This window comes from Serratia microhaemolytica (genome assembly GCF_004011885.1).
In the GTDB taxonomy this organism is placed as follows: domain Bacteria; phylum Pseudomonadota; class Gammaproteobacteria; order Enterobacterales; family Enterobacteriaceae; genus Serratia_G; species Serratia_G microhaemolytica.
Genome location: NZ_SBEF01000046.1, coordinates 1 through 18,288, shown reverse-complemented (window position 1 = coordinate 18,288; position 18,288 = coordinate 1). Strand labels below are relative to the sequence as shown.

17 protein-coding genes, 1 tRNA gene, 1 other RNA gene and 2 pseudogenes are annotated in these 18,288 nt (G+C 50.6%); 4 read left to right on the top strand and 17 right to left on the bottom strand.

Annotation, left to right across the window (positions count from 1 at the left end; translation table 11 throughout):
• Window positions 1-122 precede the first annotated feature (122 nt).
• The 16 genes and pseudogenes from EOJ37_RS12660 to ffs all read right to left on the bottom strand — a co-directional run.
• Window positions 123-1,175, bottom strand: a pseudogene (locus EOJ37_RS12660) (MdfA family multidrug efflux MFS transporter); the annotation flags it as partial.
• Window positions 1,176-1,319: 144 nt separating this feature from the next.
• A complete protein-coding gene (gene mlaA, locus EOJ37_RS12655) occupies window positions 1,320-2,078 on the bottom strand; it encodes a phospholipid-binding lipoprotein MlaA (protein WP_127960269.1) in 759 nt (252 codons plus the stop codon).
• 105 nt (window positions 2,079-2,183) lie between these two features.
• A pseudogene (gene ccmI / locus EOJ37_RS12650) lies at window positions 2,184-3,038 on the bottom strand (c-type cytochrome biogenesis protein CcmI); the annotation flags it as partial.
• Window positions 3,038-3,505, bottom strand: coding sequence for a cytochrome c-type biogenesis protein (locus EOJ37_RS12645; protein ID WP_127960267.1), 468 nt, complete (start codon window positions 3,503-3,505; stop codon window positions 3,038-3,040). The pseudogene ccmI and the gene EOJ37_RS12645, both read right to left, overlap by 1 nt.
• Entirely contained in the window at window positions 3,502-4,053 is a 552-nt protein-coding gene (locus EOJ37_RS12640; RefSeq protein WP_127960266.1) for a DsbE family thiol:disulfide interchange protein, read from the bottom strand. The genes EOJ37_RS12645 and EOJ37_RS12640 overlap by 4 nt, the downstream gene beginning before the upstream one ends.
• Before the next feature lie 11 nt (window positions 4,054-4,064).
• Window positions 4,065-6,020: a heme lyase CcmF/NrfE family subunit gene (locus EOJ37_RS12635; RefSeq protein WP_127960265.1), complete on the bottom strand. Its 1,956-nt coding sequence runs from the start codon at window positions 6,018-6,020 to the stop codon at window positions 4,065-4,067.
• On the bottom strand, window positions 6,017-6,511 hold the full coding sequence (gene ccmE, locus EOJ37_RS12630) for a cytochrome c maturation protein CcmE (protein ID WP_127960264.1): 495 nt from the start codon (window positions 6,509-6,511) through the stop codon (window positions 6,017-6,019). The genes EOJ37_RS12635 and ccmE overlap by 4 nt, the downstream gene beginning before the upstream one ends.
• A complete protein-coding gene (gene ccmD, locus EOJ37_RS12625) occupies window positions 6,508-6,762 on the bottom strand; it encodes a heme exporter protein CcmD (RefSeq protein WP_127960263.1) in 255 nt (84 codons plus the stop codon). The genes ccmE and ccmD overlap by 4 nt, the downstream gene beginning before the upstream one ends.
• Complete coding sequence (locus tag EOJ37_RS12620) at window positions 6,759-7,496, bottom strand: heme ABC transporter permease (protein ID WP_127960262.1); 738 nt, start codon at window positions 7,494-7,496, stop codon at window positions 6,759-6,761. The genes ccmD and EOJ37_RS12620 overlap by 4 nt, the downstream gene beginning before the upstream one ends.
• A gap of 70 nt (window positions 7,497-7,566) precedes the next feature.
• On the bottom strand, window positions 7,567-8,226 hold the full coding sequence (gene ccmB, locus EOJ37_RS12615) for a heme exporter protein CcmB (protein ID WP_127960261.1): 660 nt from the start codon (window positions 8,224-8,226) through the stop codon (window positions 7,567-7,569).
• Window positions 8,226-8,858: a cytochrome c biogenesis heme-transporting ATPase CcmA gene (gene ccmA / locus EOJ37_RS12610; protein ID WP_127960260.1), complete on the bottom strand. Its 633-nt coding sequence runs from the start codon at window positions 8,856-8,858 to the stop codon at window positions 8,226-8,228. The genes ccmB and ccmA overlap by 1 nt, the downstream gene beginning before the upstream one ends.
• A 229-nt stretch (window positions 8,859-9,087) precedes the next feature.
• Window positions 9,088-10,470 carry a proline-specific permease ProY gene (proY, locus tag EOJ37_RS12605; protein WP_127960259.1) on the bottom strand — a complete coding sequence of 461 codons (1,383 nt, stop codon included), beginning with the start codon at window positions 10,468-10,470 and terminating at the stop codon, window positions 9,088-9,090.
• Between the two features lie 45 nt (window positions 10,471-10,515).
• Window positions 10,516-11,835, bottom strand: coding sequence for a branched-chain amino acid transport system II carrier protein (gene brnQ / locus EOJ37_RS12600; RefSeq protein ID WP_127960258.1), 1,320 nt, complete (start codon window positions 11,833-11,835; stop codon window positions 10,516-10,518).
• Window positions 11,836-11,899: 64 nt separating this feature from the next.
• Complete coding sequence (phoR, locus tag EOJ37_RS12595; protein WP_127960257.1) at window positions 11,900-13,186, bottom strand: phosphate regulon sensor histidine kinase PhoR; 1,287 nt, start codon at window positions 13,184-13,186, stop codon at window positions 11,900-11,902.
• Between the two features lie 24 nt (window positions 13,187-13,210).
• Window positions 13,211-13,900: a phosphate regulon transcriptional regulator PhoB gene (gene phoB / locus EOJ37_RS12590; RefSeq protein ID WP_127960256.1), complete on the bottom strand. Its 690-nt coding sequence runs from the start codon at window positions 13,898-13,900 to the stop codon at window positions 13,211-13,213.
• Between the two features lie 444 nt (window positions 13,901-14,344).
• An RNA gene (ffs, locus tag EOJ37_RS12585) (signal recognition particle sRNA small type) lies at window positions 14,345-14,441 on the bottom strand.
• 216 nt (window positions 14,442-14,657) lie between these two features.
• Here ffs and EOJ37_RS12580 point away from each other — a divergent pair.
• Window positions 14,658-14,733 (top strand) — tRNA-Thr (locus EOJ37_RS12580).
• A 244-nt stretch (window positions 14,734-14,977) separates the two neighbouring features.
• Here EOJ37_RS12580 and EOJ37_RS12575 read toward each other — a convergent pair.
• Entirely contained in the window at window positions 14,978-15,862 is an 885-nt protein-coding gene (locus tag EOJ37_RS12575) for a LysR family transcriptional regulator (protein ID WP_127960255.1), read from the bottom strand.
• A gap of 118 nt (window positions 15,863-15,980) precedes the next feature.
• Between EOJ37_RS12575 and EOJ37_RS12570 the strand changes: the two genes are divergently transcribed.
• From EOJ37_RS12570 to thrH, 3 genes are read left to right on the top strand one after another with little or no spacing between them, the layout of a single operon-like run.
• Window positions 15,981-16,757, top strand: a complete 777-nt coding sequence (locus tag EOJ37_RS12570; protein ID WP_127960254.1) for a 2OG-Fe dioxygenase family protein — start codon at window positions 15,981-15,983, stop codon at window positions 16,755-16,757.
• Between the two features lie 57 nt (window positions 16,758-16,814).
• Window positions 16,815-17,432: a LysE family translocator gene (locus tag EOJ37_RS12565; protein ID WP_127960253.1), complete on the top strand. Its 618-nt coding sequence runs from the start codon at window positions 16,815-16,817 to the stop codon at window positions 17,430-17,432.
• Window positions 17,433-17,444: 12 nt separating this feature from the next.
• Window positions 17,445-18,080 (top strand): bifunctional phosphoserine phosphatase/homoserine phosphotransferase ThrH, encoded by a 636-nt coding sequence (thrH, locus tag EOJ37_RS12560; protein WP_127960252.1) that lies wholly within the window; start codon window positions 17,445-17,447, stop codon window positions 18,078-18,080.
• The last annotated feature ends 208 nt before the right edge of the window (window positions 18,081-18,288 follow it).

Sequence of the window (18,288 nt, the reverse complement as noted above, 5' to 3'; positions counted from 1 at the left end):
AAAATGAAAGAAGCCTATGCGATATTGTTGATGGAGAAATTTACTTATTACCTGAGGCAGCATCGATTATATACCCGCACACTTGGCATTATTTGAGTTTATAGAAATGAGGGGATCACTAAGGCCGAGACGGCACCTTTGCTGATCGGGCTGGAGAAGAGCGTTAAGCGATATAAACCGGCATTGGCCAGGCCAAGGCCATAGGCGTAAAGGCTTAGACCGGCCACCATGTAAAAGTAGGCGTGCGCTGAATAATAGGTTGCGATGGCCGAAATCAATAGTCCGATCATTATCGGCCAGGCTGCCAGTTTGATTGGCTGTTCTACCGACCACTTCCCGGTCAGGTGGGCCAGTGTGATGTTACCGAGGATCAATGCACCAAATACCGGGATTTGCAGCAGTGCATAGTGAAATGTGGAGAGTGAGCCGCCGCTGATTAAAATCACCGGTGATTGTGCAATCCAGGTTAGCAGCGGTACGCTGGCAAAACTGAATGCCAGGGCGCCATAGACAAAACGCCGGTTGCTGAGGATTTGGCGATAGTCGTGCCACAGGTTGGCGGCTGACAAGGTTTCACCCAATCGGGTGGCGGTCTCTGGCATGGCACGCCATAAGCCGAGCAGAGCGACTGCTGCCAGTAGCGCAAACAGGATAAACATCCCTTGCCAGGGGGCGACTTGTAGCCAGGCAGCACCCGCCAGTGGGCCAAGTAGTGGCGCGATCAGTGCTACGTTAGCCATGAGCGCGGTGATTTTAATGCACAGCGATTCGTCAAATGCCTCTTGGATCGCGGCATAGCCGACAGCACCAATGAAGCAGAGGCTGATCCCTTGCAGGAAGCGTATGGCGATAAACTGTTCAATGCTGTTAGCCAGCAGGATCGCCAGGCTGGTGATGATAAAGAAGCTGACACCCGCTAGCAGTACTGGCCGGCGTCCTCGGCGGTCAGACCAGGGGCCGAGCAGGCATTGCAAAAAAATACCGCCAGCCATGTAGGCGGTCATTGAGCTAGGTACCCACTCTAGGCCAACGTTAAATTCGGCTACTACGGTTAACATACCGGGCTGGATCATGTCGTTGGCAATATAGGTTGTCAGTTCAAACAGCACTAGGCAGAGCGGAAACATGATCGCTTGGCGGCTTAAACGTGACAGCGGAAATGACGTTTTTTTCATCAATAAGTGACTTAATTGAGTTATGCAGAATAAAAAATGAGCCAGCAGGCAGTAGGAAGAGACACCATGCCAGCAGAATAGGAGCGCCATTCTGCCGTTAATGGTGTTGCTTGGCAATCACTGTTTCAGATTGGTGGCGCGAGATTATTGGCTGTCAATGTCGCCGAGATCCGCTTCAATCGCTTTGGCATTCGGGTTCTCTGCCGGTTGCGTGCTGCCTTCTTGGGCCAGAAAGTCTCGGCGTTGGAAGTATGCTTCGCGCATTAACAGGTAGGGATCTGAGGCATTGCGCAGCATGGCTTCAGATTCGATCAGTTGCGCACGAGACTCTATTCCCTCGATGCCCCATTTACCGACTGACATCCAGAAGGTGAGGTAACTCAACACTGGGTAGAGTTTGTCGGCCCAGTTGCCGCCATCTTCACGCAGGGTAAAGCTGCCATAAATTGGCAGGTGAACGTAGGGGCCATAACCAACACCGTAGTGGCCGAGTGTGCCACCAAAACGGCGTGACTGTTCACGCGCCAGTTTAGGGTTAGCCATGCTGGCGATATCGAGTAGGCCACCCATGCCAAACAGGGTATTCAGGAAGAAGCGGTTGAAGTGGATCATGCCCTGATAGGGGTTACCACGCAGGAAGGCGTTGAGCATGCTGGCCGGTTCTTCCAGGTTGGCGGTGAAGTTGACCAGGCCATTGCGTGCCGGTTGTGGCACATAGTTGCGCCATACTAAGGCGACAGGGCGCAGTAGGTAAGGATCTAGCACGTTGTAGTTCAGGTTGAACATCGCGCGGTTGAATCCCTCTAGCGGATCACTACGCCCTTGTTGGGCGTGGTGCGATGAACTGGCACAACCCGTGATTAGTGTGGCGGTAACGATAAGCCCAGCCAGGCGATATTTCATTATATTCCTCCCTGAAAGTTGCAGTTTTGTTTGGGAACGGTTGAGTCGGGGAGCTCAGGCAGCGGTCAAAAAATCGACGTGACTGCGGTGAAGTCTAGCAGATTATTCCGCCAGTTGTCCCTTTGCCTGCTCAATACTGCGTTGAATTATGGCAACACGTTGATCATCAGCAGGTAATAACTTTAACATCATCTGCCAGGCATTGATAGCCCGTTGATAATCTTGCTGTTCGAAGGCGTTAAATGCCAGTAGGCTCCATACCCGTAGATTGCTGTGATCTTCTGCCGCCATTTTTATCAGCATTGCCGTGGCTTGTTGATTATCGAGCGGATCAGCCGAGCGGATTAACATTTCGGCGTAAGCCAGGCGGATTTCGCTATTCTCTGGTGCGAGTTGGTAAGCGCGTTCGAATGCCTGGATCGCCGTGGTGGCGTTATTGAGTGCCATACCGACACGACCCAGTAACATCCAGTCGTTGATGTTGCGATCATCATGTTGTAGCGAGCTGCGTAGTGCCAAGCCGAGGCGCGCGATCTCTTCGACGCTAAGCGGTTGTTGCTGTTCATTTGCCAGCCGTTGGCGTAACTCGGGTAACTGTGCTTTAACCTGTTGCCAGGCGATCACCTGATCCCGGCTGCCGGTTTTCAGGTAGAGGCCCACTGAGACCAGTACCAGCAGTAGCAGGCCAGGGAGTAGTGCGTAGCGGTTGATCGGGCGCACTGCGGTCGCTGGTTGGTTCGGGATGTCATCCAGTAGCGTTTGCTGTAGCTCTCGACTCCACTCGGGCTGTTCGGCCAGTAGACCTTGTTGTTCTAGTTCAGTAAGACGATCCTGATAAAGTGCTTTATTTAGCGCGTCGCGGCTTGGTGTGTTGCTCTGTTTACTGTTGGCGAGAGCCGGTAGCAGTAGCAGCGCTGCACTGGCCAGCAGCAATACAATAACGATTAACCAGAAAGCCATTAGTGCGTGTTCCTGTCATTGTCGGTTAATAACTCAGTAAGACGCTGTTGTTCTTGAGCTGAGAGCCCCTGTTGCTGAGGCACGCTGCCACGCCGAGCGGTGCGGCGTAATATCAGTGTGCCACCCAGTACTACAAAGAGCAGCGGGCCGATCCATAAGATCAGTGTTGCGGCGGTGACCGGTGGTTGGTAGGTGACAAAGTTGCCGTAACGCGCAACCATGTAGTTGATCACTTCCTGTTTGCTGTTGCCTTGGTTAAGCAGTTCATACACTTTGTTGCGCATATCGGCAGCGATAATGGCGTTAGAGTCGGCAATGTTGTTGTTTTGGCATTTCGGGCAGCGCAGTTGCAGTGTCAGTTCACGGTAGAGTTGCTGTTGCTCGGGTGAATCGAAGACATAGCTTTCAATCACTGCGCTGGCGTGGCTGGTGAGCAGCAGCGCCAGCAATAGCGCACATAGCCTCATAGCTTGCCTCCATATTGGCGATAGAGCGGTAGTATCTTTTGTTGCCAGACCAGTGGGTTGATGTCGCCAGCATGGCGGTAGCGAATAATGCCATTACCATCAATCAGGAAAGTTTCTGGTGCGCCATAGACGCCGAGATCTAGCCCTAACATGCCATTGCCATCATAGAGGCTGATCGCATAGGGGTTGCCTAACTGCTGTAGCCAGAGGATCGCTTTTTGGCGATCATCTTTGTAATTCAGCCCAATCACTCGAACCCCTTGGGCAGCCAGGGTGTTCAGGTATTGATGTTCGGCGCGGCAGGTTGGGCACCAGGTGGCCCAGACATTCAGTAGTAGCGGCTTGCCATCATGCAGTACGCGTTGATCAAGGATGTTGCCGGGTTGCTCCAGCGATTCCAGTTTGAAGGTCGGCATCGGTTTGCCAATCAGTGCTGATTCCAGCATGGTGGGATCTTCACCAGCCGCGTTGCGTTTCAGTTGCACTAACAGTGCTACCACCAGTAACAGAAACAGGGCTAAAGGCAGAAATAACAGTTTGCGGTTCATAGCACTCCCTCTTATGGTGCGGCTCGGTTAAGTTTTTTGCTGATGCGATAACGTGGATCGAGCATCGAGAGTAGTCCTCCGAGTGCCATCAATAGGCCGCCATACCAGATCCAGCGTACAAACGGTTTGTAGTAAAGGCGCACAGCCCATGAGCCATCATCCAGTTTTTCGCCTAATGCCGCGTAGAGATCACGTGTTAGGCCGCCATCAATTGCGGCTTCGGTCATCATGCTGCGTGCGGTGTTGTAGTAGCGCTTTTCTGCTCGCAGTGTGGCTTCGGGTTGGCCATGGCGTGTGATGTCAATAATGCCGACGCTGCCGCTGTAGTTGGCACCCCGGATATCGTGGATATCGCGCAGCACGAAGCGGTAGTCGCGGATCTCAAGTGCGTCACCGATCTGCATTCGCACGTCGCGTTCGATGCTGTAGTTTTGGCTGAAGGCGATACCAACCACGGTCACGGCTAAGCCAAGGTGGCCAAGTACCATGCCCCAATGGCTGCGCGATAATTGCCGCAGTCCACGCCAAAAGCCGTGGCGATGGGTGGCGCGTTGATACAGCTCGAACAGCGTCAGTAGAAACACCCAGATTGCCATCATCAGGCCAACGATGGTCATCGCGGCGATGTTATCTTGCAGCCACCAGGGAAGCAGCACTGAGGCGAGTAGGGTGATCATCAGGGCGATCGCTAACGGTCGCCAGAGTTTACTGGCACTGTCACGCCGCCAGCGTACCAGCGGAGCAACACCAAGCAGTAGTGCGAATGGCGCCATTAACCAGGTAAACATGGTGTTGAAAAATGGCTCACCAATCGAGATGCTACCTAATCCAAGCTGTTTATGTACCAGCGGCAGTAGTGTGCCGAGTAGCACGACTAGCATGGCTGCTGTTAATAGCAGGTTGTTGCCCAGCAGGAAGGTTTCACGTGAAAAGGTTTCGTGTTGCACTCGGCTACGTACTTGGCTGCCTTTGACTGCATACAGCAGCAGCGAACCGCCGATCACCAGTACCAGGTAGGCGAGAATAAACATGCCGCGTGCCGGATCTGATGCAAAGGCGTGAACTGAGACCAGTACCCCAGAGCGCACTAAGAAAGTTCCCAGTAGGCATAGCGAGAACGCGGCAATTGCCAGTAATACTGTCCAGGCTTTAAACGCTGCGCGCTTTTCTGTTACTGCTAATGAGTGGATCAATGCGGTGCCAACCAGCCACGGCATGAATGAGGCGTTTTCTACCGGATCCCAGAACCACCAGCCGCCCCAGCCGAGTTCGTAGTAAGCCCAGGCGGAACCGAGCACGATGCCAAGGGTGAGGAATATCCAAGCTGCCAGTGTCCAGGGGCGAGACCAGCGTGCCCAGGCGGTATCGAGTCTGCCAGTCATCAGTGAGGCAATGGCGAAGGCAAAGGCGACGGAGAAGCCGACATAGCCCATGTAGAGTAGCGGCGGGTGAAAGATTAACCCGATGTCCTGTAGCAGCGGGTTCAGATCACGGCCATCTATCGGGAAGCCCGGCAGTGTGCGATTGAATGGATTGGAGGTGAGGATAATAAAGAGCAGAAAACCACTGCTGATCATCCCCATGACTGCCAATACACGTGCGACTACGTCTTGTGGCATCGCGCGGCTGTTGAGTGAGACCGCTAGCGACCAAGCAGTTAACATCAGTACCCATAGCAAGAGTGAACCTTCGTGTGCGCCCCAGGTGGCAGCAATACGGTAGTAGACCGGTAGCTGGCTGTTGGAGTTCGCTGCGACATAGCTGACGGTGAAGTCGTTGACCACGAAGGCGTGGGTCAGGCAGAAAAAGGCCGCGGCAACACAGGCAAACAGCCCCAATGTCAGCGGGCGTGCAGTGGCCATCATGCGTTGATCTTGGCGTTCAGCCCCCCACAGCGGGTAGAGGCTGAGTAGCAGCGCGATCGCCAGTGCCAGACACAGTAGGAAGCTTCCCAGCTCTGGTATCATGGCGTGTTGCCTCTTGGTTGCTGTGGCGTGTCCCTTTGTGGCATTAACAGGTGGTTCTGTTTCATCGCGTCAGCAATTTCTGGCGGGGTGTATTTTTCATCGTGTTTCGCCAATACTTCGCGTGCATCAATAAGGTTACTGGCGCGTAGTATCCCTTGTGCGACCACGCCTTGACCTTCACGAAACAGATCCGGCAGGATGCCTTGATAGTTAACTTCAACCGCTCCTCTGATGTCGTAGAGTTTAAAGCTGACTTTTAGTGTCTCTGGATCACGCTTGACAGATCCCGGCATGACCATGCCGCCAATGCGTAACCGTTGGCCGATCTGTGGTTTTTCAGCCTGGCTGCCTTTGCCGTACAGGATCTCACCCGGGGTGTAAAACAGGTCAATGTTGGCGCGCAGGGCATACAGTACCAGTGAAGCGGTTAAGGTGAGGCCGATCAGTAGCATCACGGCCAGATAGAGGCGATTTTTGCGGCGTGGATTCACAATCTTCTCTCCTGAGAGTGAACAGAGGATAATTCAGCGTTTGCGATCTGGTGCTGTTGCGACTGACGAATACGCTGCTCTCGTGATAGCTGACGGTGTAGCTCAATCAGCAGGCGTTTGTGTTGCCACAGTGTGTGGATCAGTAAACCGAACAGTGCGCATAAGGTCATGCTTGCTGCCAGCCAGACGTAAAAACCGTACCCTCCCATGTGGAAGAATGCCGCCCAAGAGTTAAAGGCAAAATGACTCATGATTGACGCTCCTTGCTGACTAGCGCAGCTACCCAGGTACGTTGACGTTCATGGGCTAAGATCAGGTTGCGTAAGCGCATTAGTGTGAGTGTGATGAAAAATAGCAGGTAACCGACAATCGCCCAGCGTAGCGGTGAGCGCATACTGGGGGCGATGGTCTGCTGCATTTTGGTTGAACCTTGGTGTAGTGTGTTCCACCATTCGACTGAGAAGTGGATCACCGGGATGTTGATTACGCCAACCAGTACCAGAATACCAGCAGCACGCCCAGCAAGGCGGCGATCATCAAATGCGCCATAGAGCGCGATAATGCCGATATAGAGGAATAGTAGCACCAGTTCTGAGGTCAGGCGTGCGTCCCATACCCACCAGGTGCCCCACATCGGTTTGCCCCAGGCGGAGCCAGTCACCAGGGCAATAAAGGTAAACACGGCTCCGACAGGTGCCATGGCGGCGACCACTGTTTCCGCCATCCGCATCTGCCAGACCAGCCCGATAAAGGCGGCAATTGCCATCCAGACATAGATGCCCATTGACCACATTGCTGCCGGTACATGGATGTACATGATGCGAAAGCTGTCGCCCTGTTGGTAGTCTTTCGGGGCGAAACCGAAGCCCCAGATCCAGCCAACGGCTAAACACATCGCACCGGCGATACCAAACCAGGGGACAAAACGTCCACATAGATGATACAGCCGCTCAGGCTGGGCAAACTGATGTAACCATTTCCACATTGTCGTCATCACTCACAGTAAAAATCATTTGAAAACTGCGTTACGCTACCCGGCGACAGCAGCACGCTAGTTAGTTGACACTGATACGCAGCGCTGCGGCAGTGGCAAACGGTGCCAGTGTCAGGCTGCCAGCCAGCATCGCGGCCAGGATAGCCAGATAACCATCAATCGGCATTCCCATCGCAGCAGCGTCAATTGCAGCAGTAGCAAAGATCAGCACTGGGATGTAAAGCGGTAGCACCAGTAAACTGAGCAGCACACCGCCCTTGCGCAGTCCAACCGTTAAGGCAACACCAATGGCACCAATCAATCCGAGTGTCGGGGTGCCGAGTAGTAAGCTTAGCGCAACCGCTTGCCAGGTATTGATATCAAGCGACAGCAGTAGCGCGACCAGCGGTGACAGTAGTAATAGCGGTAAACCGGTGAGCAGCCAGTGAGCAGTGACTTTCGCCAGCAGCGTGAGCGGTAGTGGCGTCGGCAGTAGTAGCAGTTGTTCCAGGCTGCCATCAAGGAAATCATCGCGCAGCAGGCGCTCCAGTGACAGGAGTGATGCCAGTAGTGCCGCAACCCAGATGATCCCCGGCGCAATGCGAGCCAGCAGTTGCGGATCGGCACCGATGCCGAGTGGAAACAGCGTGATCACAATCAAGAAAAACCACAGCGGGTTAATGATCTCTAAACCTTTGCGGCAGGCGATGCTGAGTTCGCGTCTTAGCACAGTGAAAAACATCAGGCAGTACCCACCTTGTGTTCTGATAAACGCACTTTTTTTAGCCGCTGAGGTGCGACTGCTAAATCCTGATGGGTGGTTAACAGCACCATCCCGCCACGCTCGGCATGATGTTCAAAGCGTGTCGTGAGCGAACGCACGCCCTGTTTATCAATGGCTGTTAGCGGTTCATCGAGGATCCATAATGGCGCCTGTTGTAGCCATAAGCGCGCTAGTGCGACGCGCCGTTGCTGTCCAGCAGAGAGTTGCGCCACCGGTAAATCCTCATAGCCGAGCAGGCCAACCTGCTCCAGTGCCAACCAGATCGCCTGCTGATCAACCGGTTGGTTAATGGCTTGATAGAATCGCAGGTTTTCGAATGGCGTTAATACCGATTTGATCCCCGGCAGGTGGCCGAGGAAGAGTAGATCTTGATGGTAGCCAGCACGATCAGCACGGATATTGCGACCCTGCCAGCGAACTTCGCCGCCATTGGGTAGCGCGAGCCCGGCCAGGATACGCAGTAAACTGGTTTTGCCGACACCATTTGCCCCTTCAACCTGAACGATGTCGCCAGGGGTGACAGAAAAACTGAGTCCATCAAATAGGGTACGTTCGTCACGTATACAATTCAGATCGTTAACTTCTAACATCGAACGGATCGCCTCTTTTTTACCGGCGGCATTGTAGCATAAATGGTCAGCTTCGGCAGCGTGCTGCGGGTAAATTAACTACTCCATTAGGGGTAATTTGGCTCGTGACATCAAGTTTTGGCTTGTTGTGAGCAGATAAAAAGCGATTGGCTGGTGCCAGAACAGAGTCAGAGGCGGCATGATAACCGCGCTCTGCTCTGGGGAGGATGGCAGCATCAGTACGCTGCGATTAGCGTTGATGCTGTTGTAACTTAAGTTTGATGTAGTAACCGGTAATCAACAGCACCACCCACACTAGCCCGGCGTAGAGCGCGACACGTGTAGTAGGGAAGTAGCCAATCAGGCCGATGATAAATACCAGGAATAACAGTGCGATGATTGAGGTGACGATACCACCACGCAGTGGGAACTCCAACTTGCTGATCTGCTGTTGGCTTAAACTGCGCCGGAAGGCGATCTGTGACAGCAGGATCATGATCCAGACCCAAACAGTGGCAAAGGTAGCCAGTGAAGCGATCACTAGGAACACGCTTTTCGGGATAATGTAGTTCAGGTATACCGCAACCAGTAAGGTGGCCATCATCACCAACACCGTCACCCACGGAATGCCGCGCTTGGAGATTTTGGTGAACATCTTTGGAGCATGCCCCTGTTCAGCCATGCCGTTCAACATCCGACCAACACCGAAGATGTTGCTGTTAATTGCTGATAGTGAGGCGGTGATGATGACAAAGTTCAGGATCGCCGCCGCAGAGCCGATACCGAGATTCTGGAAGGTCAAGACGAACGGGCTGCCTGAGGTTCCCACTTGGTTCCATGGGTAGATCGACATGATGACAAACAGTGTGCCGACATAGAACAGCAAGATCCGCCAGGGAACGGAGTTGATCGCTTTCGGAATGGAGACTTTTGGATCTTTGGCTTCGCCAGCAGTGATACCGATAATTTCGATACCACCATAGGCAAACATCACCATTTGCAGTGAGAACAGCATTCCGAGCCAGCCGTTGCTAAAGAATCCGCCGTGGCTCCAAAGATTGCTGATCCCGGTCGCTTGGCCGCTGTTGCCGATGCCCCAGATGATGATGCCAATACCGGCGATAATCATGATCACAATGGTGGCAACTTTGATCAGCGACAGCCAGAACTCCATTTCGCCAAACACCTTGACACTGAGCATATTGATTGCGCCGATAAGCAGTACCACGCTTAATACCCAGATCCAGCTTGGTACATCGGGGAACCAAACACCCATGTAGACGCCAAATGCAGTCACGTCAGCAATAGCAACAATCAGAATTTCAAAACAGTAGGTCCAACCGGTGATATAACCGGCCATCGGCCCGAGATAATCCTGCGCGTAGCGCGAGAATGAGCTGGCTTGTGGGTTGTTCACCGACATTTCGCCCAGAGCACGCATGATAATAAACGCCACTACGCCACCGATCAGGTAGGCCAGCAAAATACTCGGGCCAGCCATTTTCATCGCTTCGGCAGAGCCGTAAAAAAGCCCAGTGCCGATCGCTGAACCCAGCGCCATAAAACGGATATGACGCGTGCTAAGACCCCGTTTTAATCTGTTCTCCGAGGTTGTGTTGGATTGTTGTTGCATGAGAGTGTCTTGTCCCTAATTAAATGTGAAAACAGCCCTATATACTTATTGCGGCTGAGCTGCTTTGTTGCTGGCTAACCAGCGATCGTAGGCTGCAGCCAGTATCAGCATCAATAGTGAAGGCGGTAACCAGGCCAGCCCTTGTGCCACCAGTGGCAACTTATCAACCCATTCAGGCAATAGAGAGTGCAACGGTGACCCCTTCACGGCATCCAGCAAACCAAATAGCAGGCTGATTAGCATCACGGGTGCAATGATGCGTGACGGGTTACGCCACCAACCAGAGGTGAAGCTGAGTACCACCAGTACAATACACGGTGGATAGATGGCTGTCAGCACTGGAATTGATAGCTGGATCAGTTGGCTTAGGCCGAGGTTAGAGACCACCATCGAGAAGATGCCGAGAATAAATACCAGTGACTTATATGACAGAGGCAGGTATTGCGCAAAGAATTCAGCACAGGCACAAGTCAGCCCTACCGCAGTGACCATACAGGCCATAAAAATGATGGTCGCCAGTAGCAGAATACCCATCCCGGCGAAGGTTTCCTGCACATAGGCATGAAGGATGGTGGCACCGTTACTGGCATTAGGAACCAGAACACCACTGCCTGAGCCGAGTTTGAACAGTACCACATAGACCAGTGTCAGGCTGAGACCAGCAATCAGACCGGCGAGAATGGTGTAGCGAGTCAATAGGCGTGGCTCGGTAACACCGCGTGAGCGTGCCGCGTTGACAATAACAATCCCAAACACCAGTGCGCCTAAGGTATCCATTGTCAGGTAGCCATTAACAAAGCCGGTAGAGAACGGGGCGCTTTGATAGACTTCGGTGGCAGGAATCGGTGCGCCCGCTGGCCAGAGTGCGGCCGCGATGCCGAGAATGGTGAGTGCGACGATTTTTATCGGCGCCAGAAAATGACCGACGGTATCGAGCAGTCGTCCAGGGTAGAGCGAAATGCCAATCACGATGGCAAAGTAGATCACGCTGTAGATCAGTAGTGGCAGTGGGCCATCACCGGTCAGCGGTGCAATGCCGACTTCAAACGAGACAGTGGCGGTGCGTGGTGTGGCGAATAGCGGGCCGACGGTTAAATAACAGGCGGTAGCCAGTATCACACCAGCGATGCGGCCAATCGGAGAGCTGAGAGTATCAATGCCGCCACCGACACGCGCCAGCGCAACCACAGTGATCACCGGCAGGCCGACTGCGGTGATCAAAAAACCGAGCGCAGCCACCCAGACATGTTCACCAGACTGTAAGCCAACCATGGGAGGGAAGATGATATTGCCAGCCCCGAGGAAAAGCGCAAAGGTCATAAAGCCGAGCGCGATAATATCTTTTGCTGTTAGACGTTGATTCATGCGATACCATGTGATCTGTTTGGTTAAATGAAATAAAAATGAGCGTGTTGTATTACCTGTTTTTTTACTTAACAACCAGTCTGCTGGGTATATAAAAACTGAATAGCGTGTCACCGCCAGGCTGACTGCTGATATCGAGACGTGCATCATGATGGCTCAGGGCATGTTTCACAATCGCCAACCCCAATCCGCTGCCCCCTGTGTGGCGCGAACGGGCATGGTCAACGCGATAAAAACGCTCTGTCAAGCGTGGCAAATGCTCAGCAGCAATTCCTGGGCCATTATCACACACCTGAAATCGTGCCCCTTGCGGTGTTTGTTGCCAACTGACTGCAATTTGCGTCCCTTCTGGTGTGTGATTGATGGCATTGTATACCAGATTAGAGACGGCACTACGTAGTTGATCTTCGTTACCAAATACTTTTAGCTGTTGATCAACCTGAAATGTGATCAGGTGCTGCCCAGCGCTGAGCGACTCCGCTTCGTGTTGTAGCTGTTGCAATATACTAGGCATATCAATCTGCTGGCTGAGATCTATCGTCGGTGCCGCTTCGATGCGTGACAGGGTGATCAACTGGTTGATCAGGCTGTCCATACGTTTACTTTGTGCCTGCATGGTGGCTAGTGCTTTGCGGCATAACGGCTCACTGATGCTCTCGTCGTTCATCATTTCGAGATATCCTTGCAGCACGGTGAGCGGTGTGCGCAGTTCATGGCTGACATTGGCCAGGAAATTGCGCCGTACTCCCTCCAGTTGACGCATTTGAGTGACGTCGCGTACCACCATCAGTAACTGCCCTTCGGAGTAAGGCATGATACGAAATTCAACAAAACGTTCGTTATTTAGGTGCAGTGTCAGTGGTTTGCTGAAGCTCTGTTGCTGTAGATAGTGGCTAAATTCGGGATAACGCAGTAGGTTGAGGATGTGTTGGCCGTTGTCCTCTGGCCAGCGAAAACCGAGCAGATGTTGTGCTAAACCGTTGCACCAGAAAATGTGGCCATCAAGGGTAGTGATCACCACTGCATCGGGCAACGATTCAGCACCACTGCGGAAGCGTTTGATCAACAGTGCTAATTCACGGCGGCGACGGCGGTTGCGTTGCTGCATCTGGTTGAGGCCATAAAATAGCGGTTCCCAGCTCCAGCGCCCGGTCGGTGGTGTCATGCTGCGATCAACCCACAGCCAGTGTGACAGTTTGAGTTGGTTATAGCCGTTCCAAGCAATCGCCGCCAGCAGTGATAGCAGCAAAAACCAGGGTAAATATCCCCAAATCAGCCCAATCAGCAATGCAGGCAGACAGAACAACATCAGCTCAATCAACTGTCGCCGCCAAGAGAGAGGTTCTAACATGCGTTGTCTCCTTGCCGGTGATGCTTAATAGCGGCTAGAGAAGCGATAGCCAGTACCGCGTACGGTTTGTACCATTTTGTCATGACCACTGCACTCCAGTGCTTTACGTAACCGGCGGATATGTACATCAACGGTACGGTCTTCCACATAAACGTTCGTGCCCCAAACGTGATTAAGCAGTTGTTCGCGGCTGTAAACGCGTTCTGGATGGGTCATAAAGAAATGCAACAGCTTAAACTCTGTTGGCCCCAGATCCAGAACAAGTTCATCAGCGATAATGCGATGAGAAGAGGGATCTAACGATAAGCCATTAATAGTAATGACTTCTTCAACTTTCATTGGCGATGCGCGGCGCATCATGGCTTTAATTCGTGCTACCAACTCCTTAGGGGAGAATGGCTTGGTAATGTAATCATCTGCACCGACATCTAAACCGCGCACGCGGTCTTCTTCTTCACCACGTGCGGTTAACATCATCACCGGTATGTCGCGCAGCAGCGCCTCGCGCTTCATCTGTTTGATTAACTGTATTCCGGAACCTCCCGGTAACATCCAGTCAAGTAACACCAAGTCGGGAAGCGGTTCGCAAAGTAGCGTGAGAGCTTGGTTATAACTCTCTGCCTCAACCGGATGATAGCCTTGCTGCTCCAGTACAAAACAGATCATCTCACGGATTGGTGCTTCATCATCCACCACCAGTATGCGTGTTGCCATTATCAATCCTATCAATCTATTGGCGATTGCCGTTGATCATGGCGGCCATTATGCGTCAGTTTTATGACATTTTTATGAAACAAAATGCATCAAAAAAACACCGCGCACAGCGCTACAGTTAACCGTGAAGTGATAGAGTGAGCGCTCTGTTTTGCGATAACGGTGAGTGGTAAAAGAGAGAGTTGACTGCGGTGAGACTAAGATGCTGTTCACTGTCGATGCATGGTAAGGTTAGTCGTTAATGACTTGAGGCAGTCGCTTGCCGAACACAACGCAACAAAACCGCCAGCAGTGGTCTGATTGTTAAAATCAGGGAATGAACAGCAGAATAGTCGCTAGCCGTCTCTTTTTTGCCAATTCTTTTTTGATCAAAAACTAAATTGCGATTAATGCCAACGGATTGCCATCAATGCCAAACGTCATCACCACTAAATTTGGTGGGGGCCTTACCAGCTACATTCCGGCACACGCGTCACCTGCTACGGCTGCTTCCTTCCGGACCTGACCGAGTTCACAGGTTAGCATTGCGGAAGAACCAGCAAAGCCCCCATTGAGTGCTTCGAGTTAGCGGCGCTAACCGTTAAAGCGGCGCCATTATCGACCATGATGAATAAAATAGCAAGCTGCTGTCAGACAAGCGTTGATTTGTTATCCATTCTCATCATCGGGGGCAATAATCTGTTACTGACACTTGATTGCTACCTAAGGAGTGTATTATATTGCGCTGCACAGCAGGGCGAGCGCCCTAACAGATTTAGCCGGCTTAGCTCAGTAGGTAGAGCAACTGACTTGTAATCAGTAGGTCACCAGTTCGATTCCGGTAGCCGGCACCATTAATATCCTGAAAAGCCACCGTTAGGTGGCTTTTTTAATGCCTACAATCTTCGATTGAAACCAATATCATTTGGTTTAATAAAAATTTTAGTGTCACTTAAACTCTTAGCTAATTGGCCTGTTTCCTTGATGTTCCGAGAGTCATCAGGGGGTCTTGGTGCTAACAAAGCTACTTGATTCAGCTAGGCTTATGCACTAATTGATGCTGCCTATCCAGTTTACAAGGAATCCGGATTATCTTGATTACGCTGTTGTTACCTTAAGGCAGGCAGTTACCTCTGCCATCAGCCATTGACTAAATCGAGTTCGTTTCTCGTCTTGCTCGAATGGCTGAGGAGACAGTAGATAATAACCTGAGCCATCACGGATGAAACCGTAGGGGGGGTACAATTGCCCGTTCGCCAATTCATCCTGTACCATTAGAAACGAGGCGATAGTAGCACCTAAGCCGGATACCGCAGCTTGGACACAGAGGTAAAAGTGTTCATAATCAACACGGGCACTGCCTTGGATGGAGATCCCTGCCAACTGTTGCCATGTTGACCACGCTTTAGGTCGCGTTCCAGAGTAGAGTAGGGTTGAATTGTCCAATAGTTGTTTATTGCCGCTGCTTTTGGCTAACGCTGTTACCGGCCCGACCCATTCATCGCAAATTTTTTCTGCATAGTAGTCTTGTGTCCAACGAAAATCATCCCGACGCAGAGCCAAATCAACGCCTACTCGTGCAAAATCGATAGGCCCACCAGCAGCAACTAAGTGCAGTTTGATATCGGGATTAGCATTGTGGAATCTACTTAATCTAGGGATTAGCCATTTCATGGCGATAGTTGGCTCACAAGATAGTACAAGTACTTCTTCGCGTGCGCTTTGTTGCAGTTGATGTACGACAGCCTCTAACTGATTGAATACTGAGAAGGTGGTCTCATGCAGCAAACGTCCTGCTGTGTTGAGAACAATTGTGCGATTGCGTCGTTCAAACAGTTCAACACCCAGTGCTTGTTCTAATAGCCGTATTTGGCGACTGACTGCGCCATGTGTCACATGTAGTTGTGCGGCAGCTTTTACAAAGCTGCCTGTTTGCGCTGCGGCCTCAAAAAAGCGCAACGAGGATAGGGATGGAAGTCTCATATACTCGATGAAATCTGACAGGTTGCCGGTAAAATAAATCGCTTTTTCCTTTCTGACAATCGATTAATAATCAATAACGCACAATATGATAACTATTATCGATGTTTTAAGGAAAAATATGGAAATGCCAACATGTGAAATTGCTGTTGAGAAGTTAAGAGAAAAAAGGTATGAAAATGAATTAATTATCAATAAAATATGCCAGGAGGTAGCTAAAGAGGACTATCTTGCAATTCCCGCAAAGACAGTTCTAACATTACTTTCAGCTGAGAATAAAAACTTTTCAAAAGATTGGGCTGAGTTTCAGGAGAGTTGGAATCGCTTGGAGCAGGATAACTTTATGAAAGATGGAGGTAAATACCGATTTCGTCGCCATGGTGTTTATAGTGCAGTGCCTGCTGCTGGCGTTCAGTTAGAATTGCCACAGCCACATTATCAAAGTGTTCAGTATAATAGTCTTAACGGGGGCATTCCCCGATATTTTGCACCTATTGAGTCGTCTATTGCTTCGGGGAAAATTTTAATGACAGCATTGGAAATTTGTCATGCTATATTCTCTGGTTTAGCACCATTCTTTTGCTGGCATATTGAAGTGCATCAGTTTCGGATTGTGGCTACAAGTACTGCAACTCTTCCTACTCCTGAAGGTATTCATCGTGATGGAGTAAACTTCGTATTCATGATGTTAGTCAATCGTGTCAACGTGCTCAATGGTGAGACAGGTATTTATAATCGGGAACGTCAAGAACTGACTCATTTCACTCTGTTAAATCCTCTTGATGTCGCTATTGTTAATGATGAGCGAACTATGCATGGCGTAACACCTATCCTTGCAAAAGATCCAACTCAGCATGGCTATCGAGATGTACTCGTTATTACTTTCAACAAACGTTGATGCTATTTATGGGGCGAGTGTTGCGCCCCGTTGTCTTTTCTAATGGAATTTTAAATTATGAATGAACTGATTGCAGTAGCCACTATCACCATTCTTGCAGTTATCAGTCCTGGCCCTGATTTTGCGATGATTACTCGAAATAGCTATGCATTCGGCTCTCGTACTGGGCTGGTTTCAGCTTTTGGTATTGCTTGCGGGGTTCAATTACATGTTATGTATACAATATTTGGTATCGCAGTACTTATTGTGAACTCACCAATGCTTTTCTTCACAATGAAGGTATTGGGAGCCTCATATTTGATCTATATTGGATATAAATCACTAGTGAATAAAAAACTGATCACCTTAAATGAAGTGTCAGGTTTGACTCCATCACCATTCGCAGCATTTCGTATGGGTTTCCTGACCAATGCACTTAATCCAAAAACAATGTTATTTGTCGTTGCAACCTACACACAGGTTGTTCATCCCGATAGTCCAATGAATCAGAATTTTGCGTATGGTCTCTTTATGTCACTTTCCCATTGGATCTGGTTCAGTATTGTCGCACTTTTCTTCGCTGCACCCGCTATGCGCAGTCGTTTGTTAACTCGGCAACTCACCGTGGATAAGATCATTGGTGTTGCCCTAATTCTGTTGGGTGCTTCACTGGTTTTCACTAATGTTAGCATTTAATAGGAAGATAAAATGAAAGTTGCTTGTATCGATCTGGAGGGAGTGCTTGTCCCCGAGTTATGGCCTCTCATTGCAGAGGCTACTGGTATTGAAGCATTATTTATCACAACACGAGAAGAACCAGATTATCCGGCGTTAATGAGTTGGCGTATTCATCATCTTCGAAAATATGGTTTGCGGCTTACTGATGTACAAAATATTATTGCAGAGATTGAACCTTTTCCAGAAGCTGGAATTTTTTTACAGCAGCTTACCGAACAAATTGGCTATAAGGTGCATATTGTTTCAGACTGCTTTTATCAATTAGCTGATCCGTTGTTAAAAACTTTAGGCTCTCCGAGTGCTTATTGCCATTCGTTAGAGTCTGACGAAGATGGTTGGATCACAGGATGCCTTTGGGCTGAACGTCAGGGCAAAGTCGAGCATGTTTGGCGGTTGTTGCAACAAAATGCTGAGGTTCTCGCTGTTGGCGATGCGTTCAATGATCTCGCTATGTTGCGCCTGGCACATCATGGTTTTCTCGTTCGCCCTTCCTCTGCGACCCTTGCGGTCTCGCAGGATTTGACAGTGGTTGAACATTTGGCCGAAATTATCGAGCAACTCCATTATTCTAATGGCTTCGTAGAGTCGGGGAGCCACAGGCCGTAGCTCCGATTTGTTGATTGATAGTGAGTTACGTTGGTTTTTTATCTGGCAGAAGTGGTTACCACTTAACTTTTGACGCTGAACAACTGTATCCGCCGTTAAATCGACGTATTTGCCCTATTCATATTGCGGTACATTTTTTGAAAAAGGGGCAAGGCCAATGTTCCACGGCAACAGTGCTTCCAGCTTTTCCACCGTATCGGCTTCACCA

What these genes read in the sequence shown, in the direction of transcription:
- mlaA (WP_127960269.1), bottom strand. Translation starts at nt 2,078, where the DNA reads ATGAAATATCGCCTGGCTGGGCTTATCGTTACCGCCACACTAATCACG.
- EOJ37_RS12645 (WP_127960267.1), bottom strand. Translation starts at nt 3,505, where the DNA reads ATGAGGCTATGTGCGCTATTGCTGGCGCTGCTGCTCACCAGCCACGCC.
- EOJ37_RS12640 (WP_127960266.1), bottom strand. Translation starts at nt 4,053, where the DNA reads ATGAACCGCAAACTGTTATTTCTGCCTTTAGCCCTGTTTCTGTTACTG.
- EOJ37_RS12635 (WP_127960265.1), bottom strand. Translation starts at nt 6,020, where the DNA reads ATGATACCAGAGCTGGGAAGCTTCCTACTGTGTCTGGCACTGGCGATC.
- ccmD (WP_127960263.1), bottom strand. Translation starts at nt 6,762, where the DNA reads ATGAGTCATTTTGCCTTTAACTCTTGGGCGGCATTCTTCCACATGGGA.
- EOJ37_RS12620 (WP_127960262.1), bottom strand. Translation starts at nt 7,496, where the DNA reads ATGTGGAAATGGTTACATCAGTTTGCCCAGCCTGAGCGGCTGTATCAT.
- ccmB (WP_127960261.1), bottom strand. Translation starts at nt 8,226, where the DNA reads ATGTTTTTCACTGTGCTAAGACGCGAACTCAGCATCGCCTGCCGCAAA.
- ccmA (WP_127960260.1), bottom strand. Translation starts at nt 8,858, where the DNA reads ATGTTAGAAGTTAACGATCTGAATTGTATACGTGACGAACGTACCCTA.
- proY (WP_127960259.1), bottom strand. Translation starts at nt 10,470, where the DNA reads ATGCAACAACAATCCAACACAACCTCGGAGAACAGATTAAAACGGGGT.
- brnQ (WP_127960258.1), bottom strand. Translation starts at nt 11,835, where the DNA reads ATGAATCAACGTCTAACAGCAAAAGATATTATCGCGCTCGGCTTTATG.
- phoR (WP_127960257.1), bottom strand. Translation starts at nt 13,186, where the DNA reads ATGTTAGAACCTCTCTCTTGGCGGCGACAGTTGATTGAGCTGATGTTG.
- phoB (WP_127960256.1), bottom strand. Translation starts at nt 13,900, where the DNA reads ATGGCAACACGCATACTGGTGGTGGATGATGAAGCACCAATCCGTGAG.
- EOJ37_RS12575 (WP_127960255.1), bottom strand. Translation starts at nt 15,862, where the DNA reads ATGAGACTTCCATCCCTATCCTCGTTGCGCTTTTTTGAGGCCGCAGCG.
- EOJ37_RS12570 (WP_127960254.1), top strand. Translation starts at nt 15,981, where the DNA reads ATGGAAATGCCAACATGTGAAATTGCTGTTGAGAAGTTAAGAGAAAAA.
- EOJ37_RS12565 (WP_127960253.1), top strand. Translation starts at nt 16,815, where the DNA reads ATGAATGAACTGATTGCAGTAGCCACTATCACCATTCTTGCAGTTATC.
- thrH (WP_127960252.1), top strand. Translation starts at nt 17,445, where the DNA reads ATGAAAGTTGCTTGTATCGATCTGGAGGGAGTGCTTGTCCCCGAGTTA.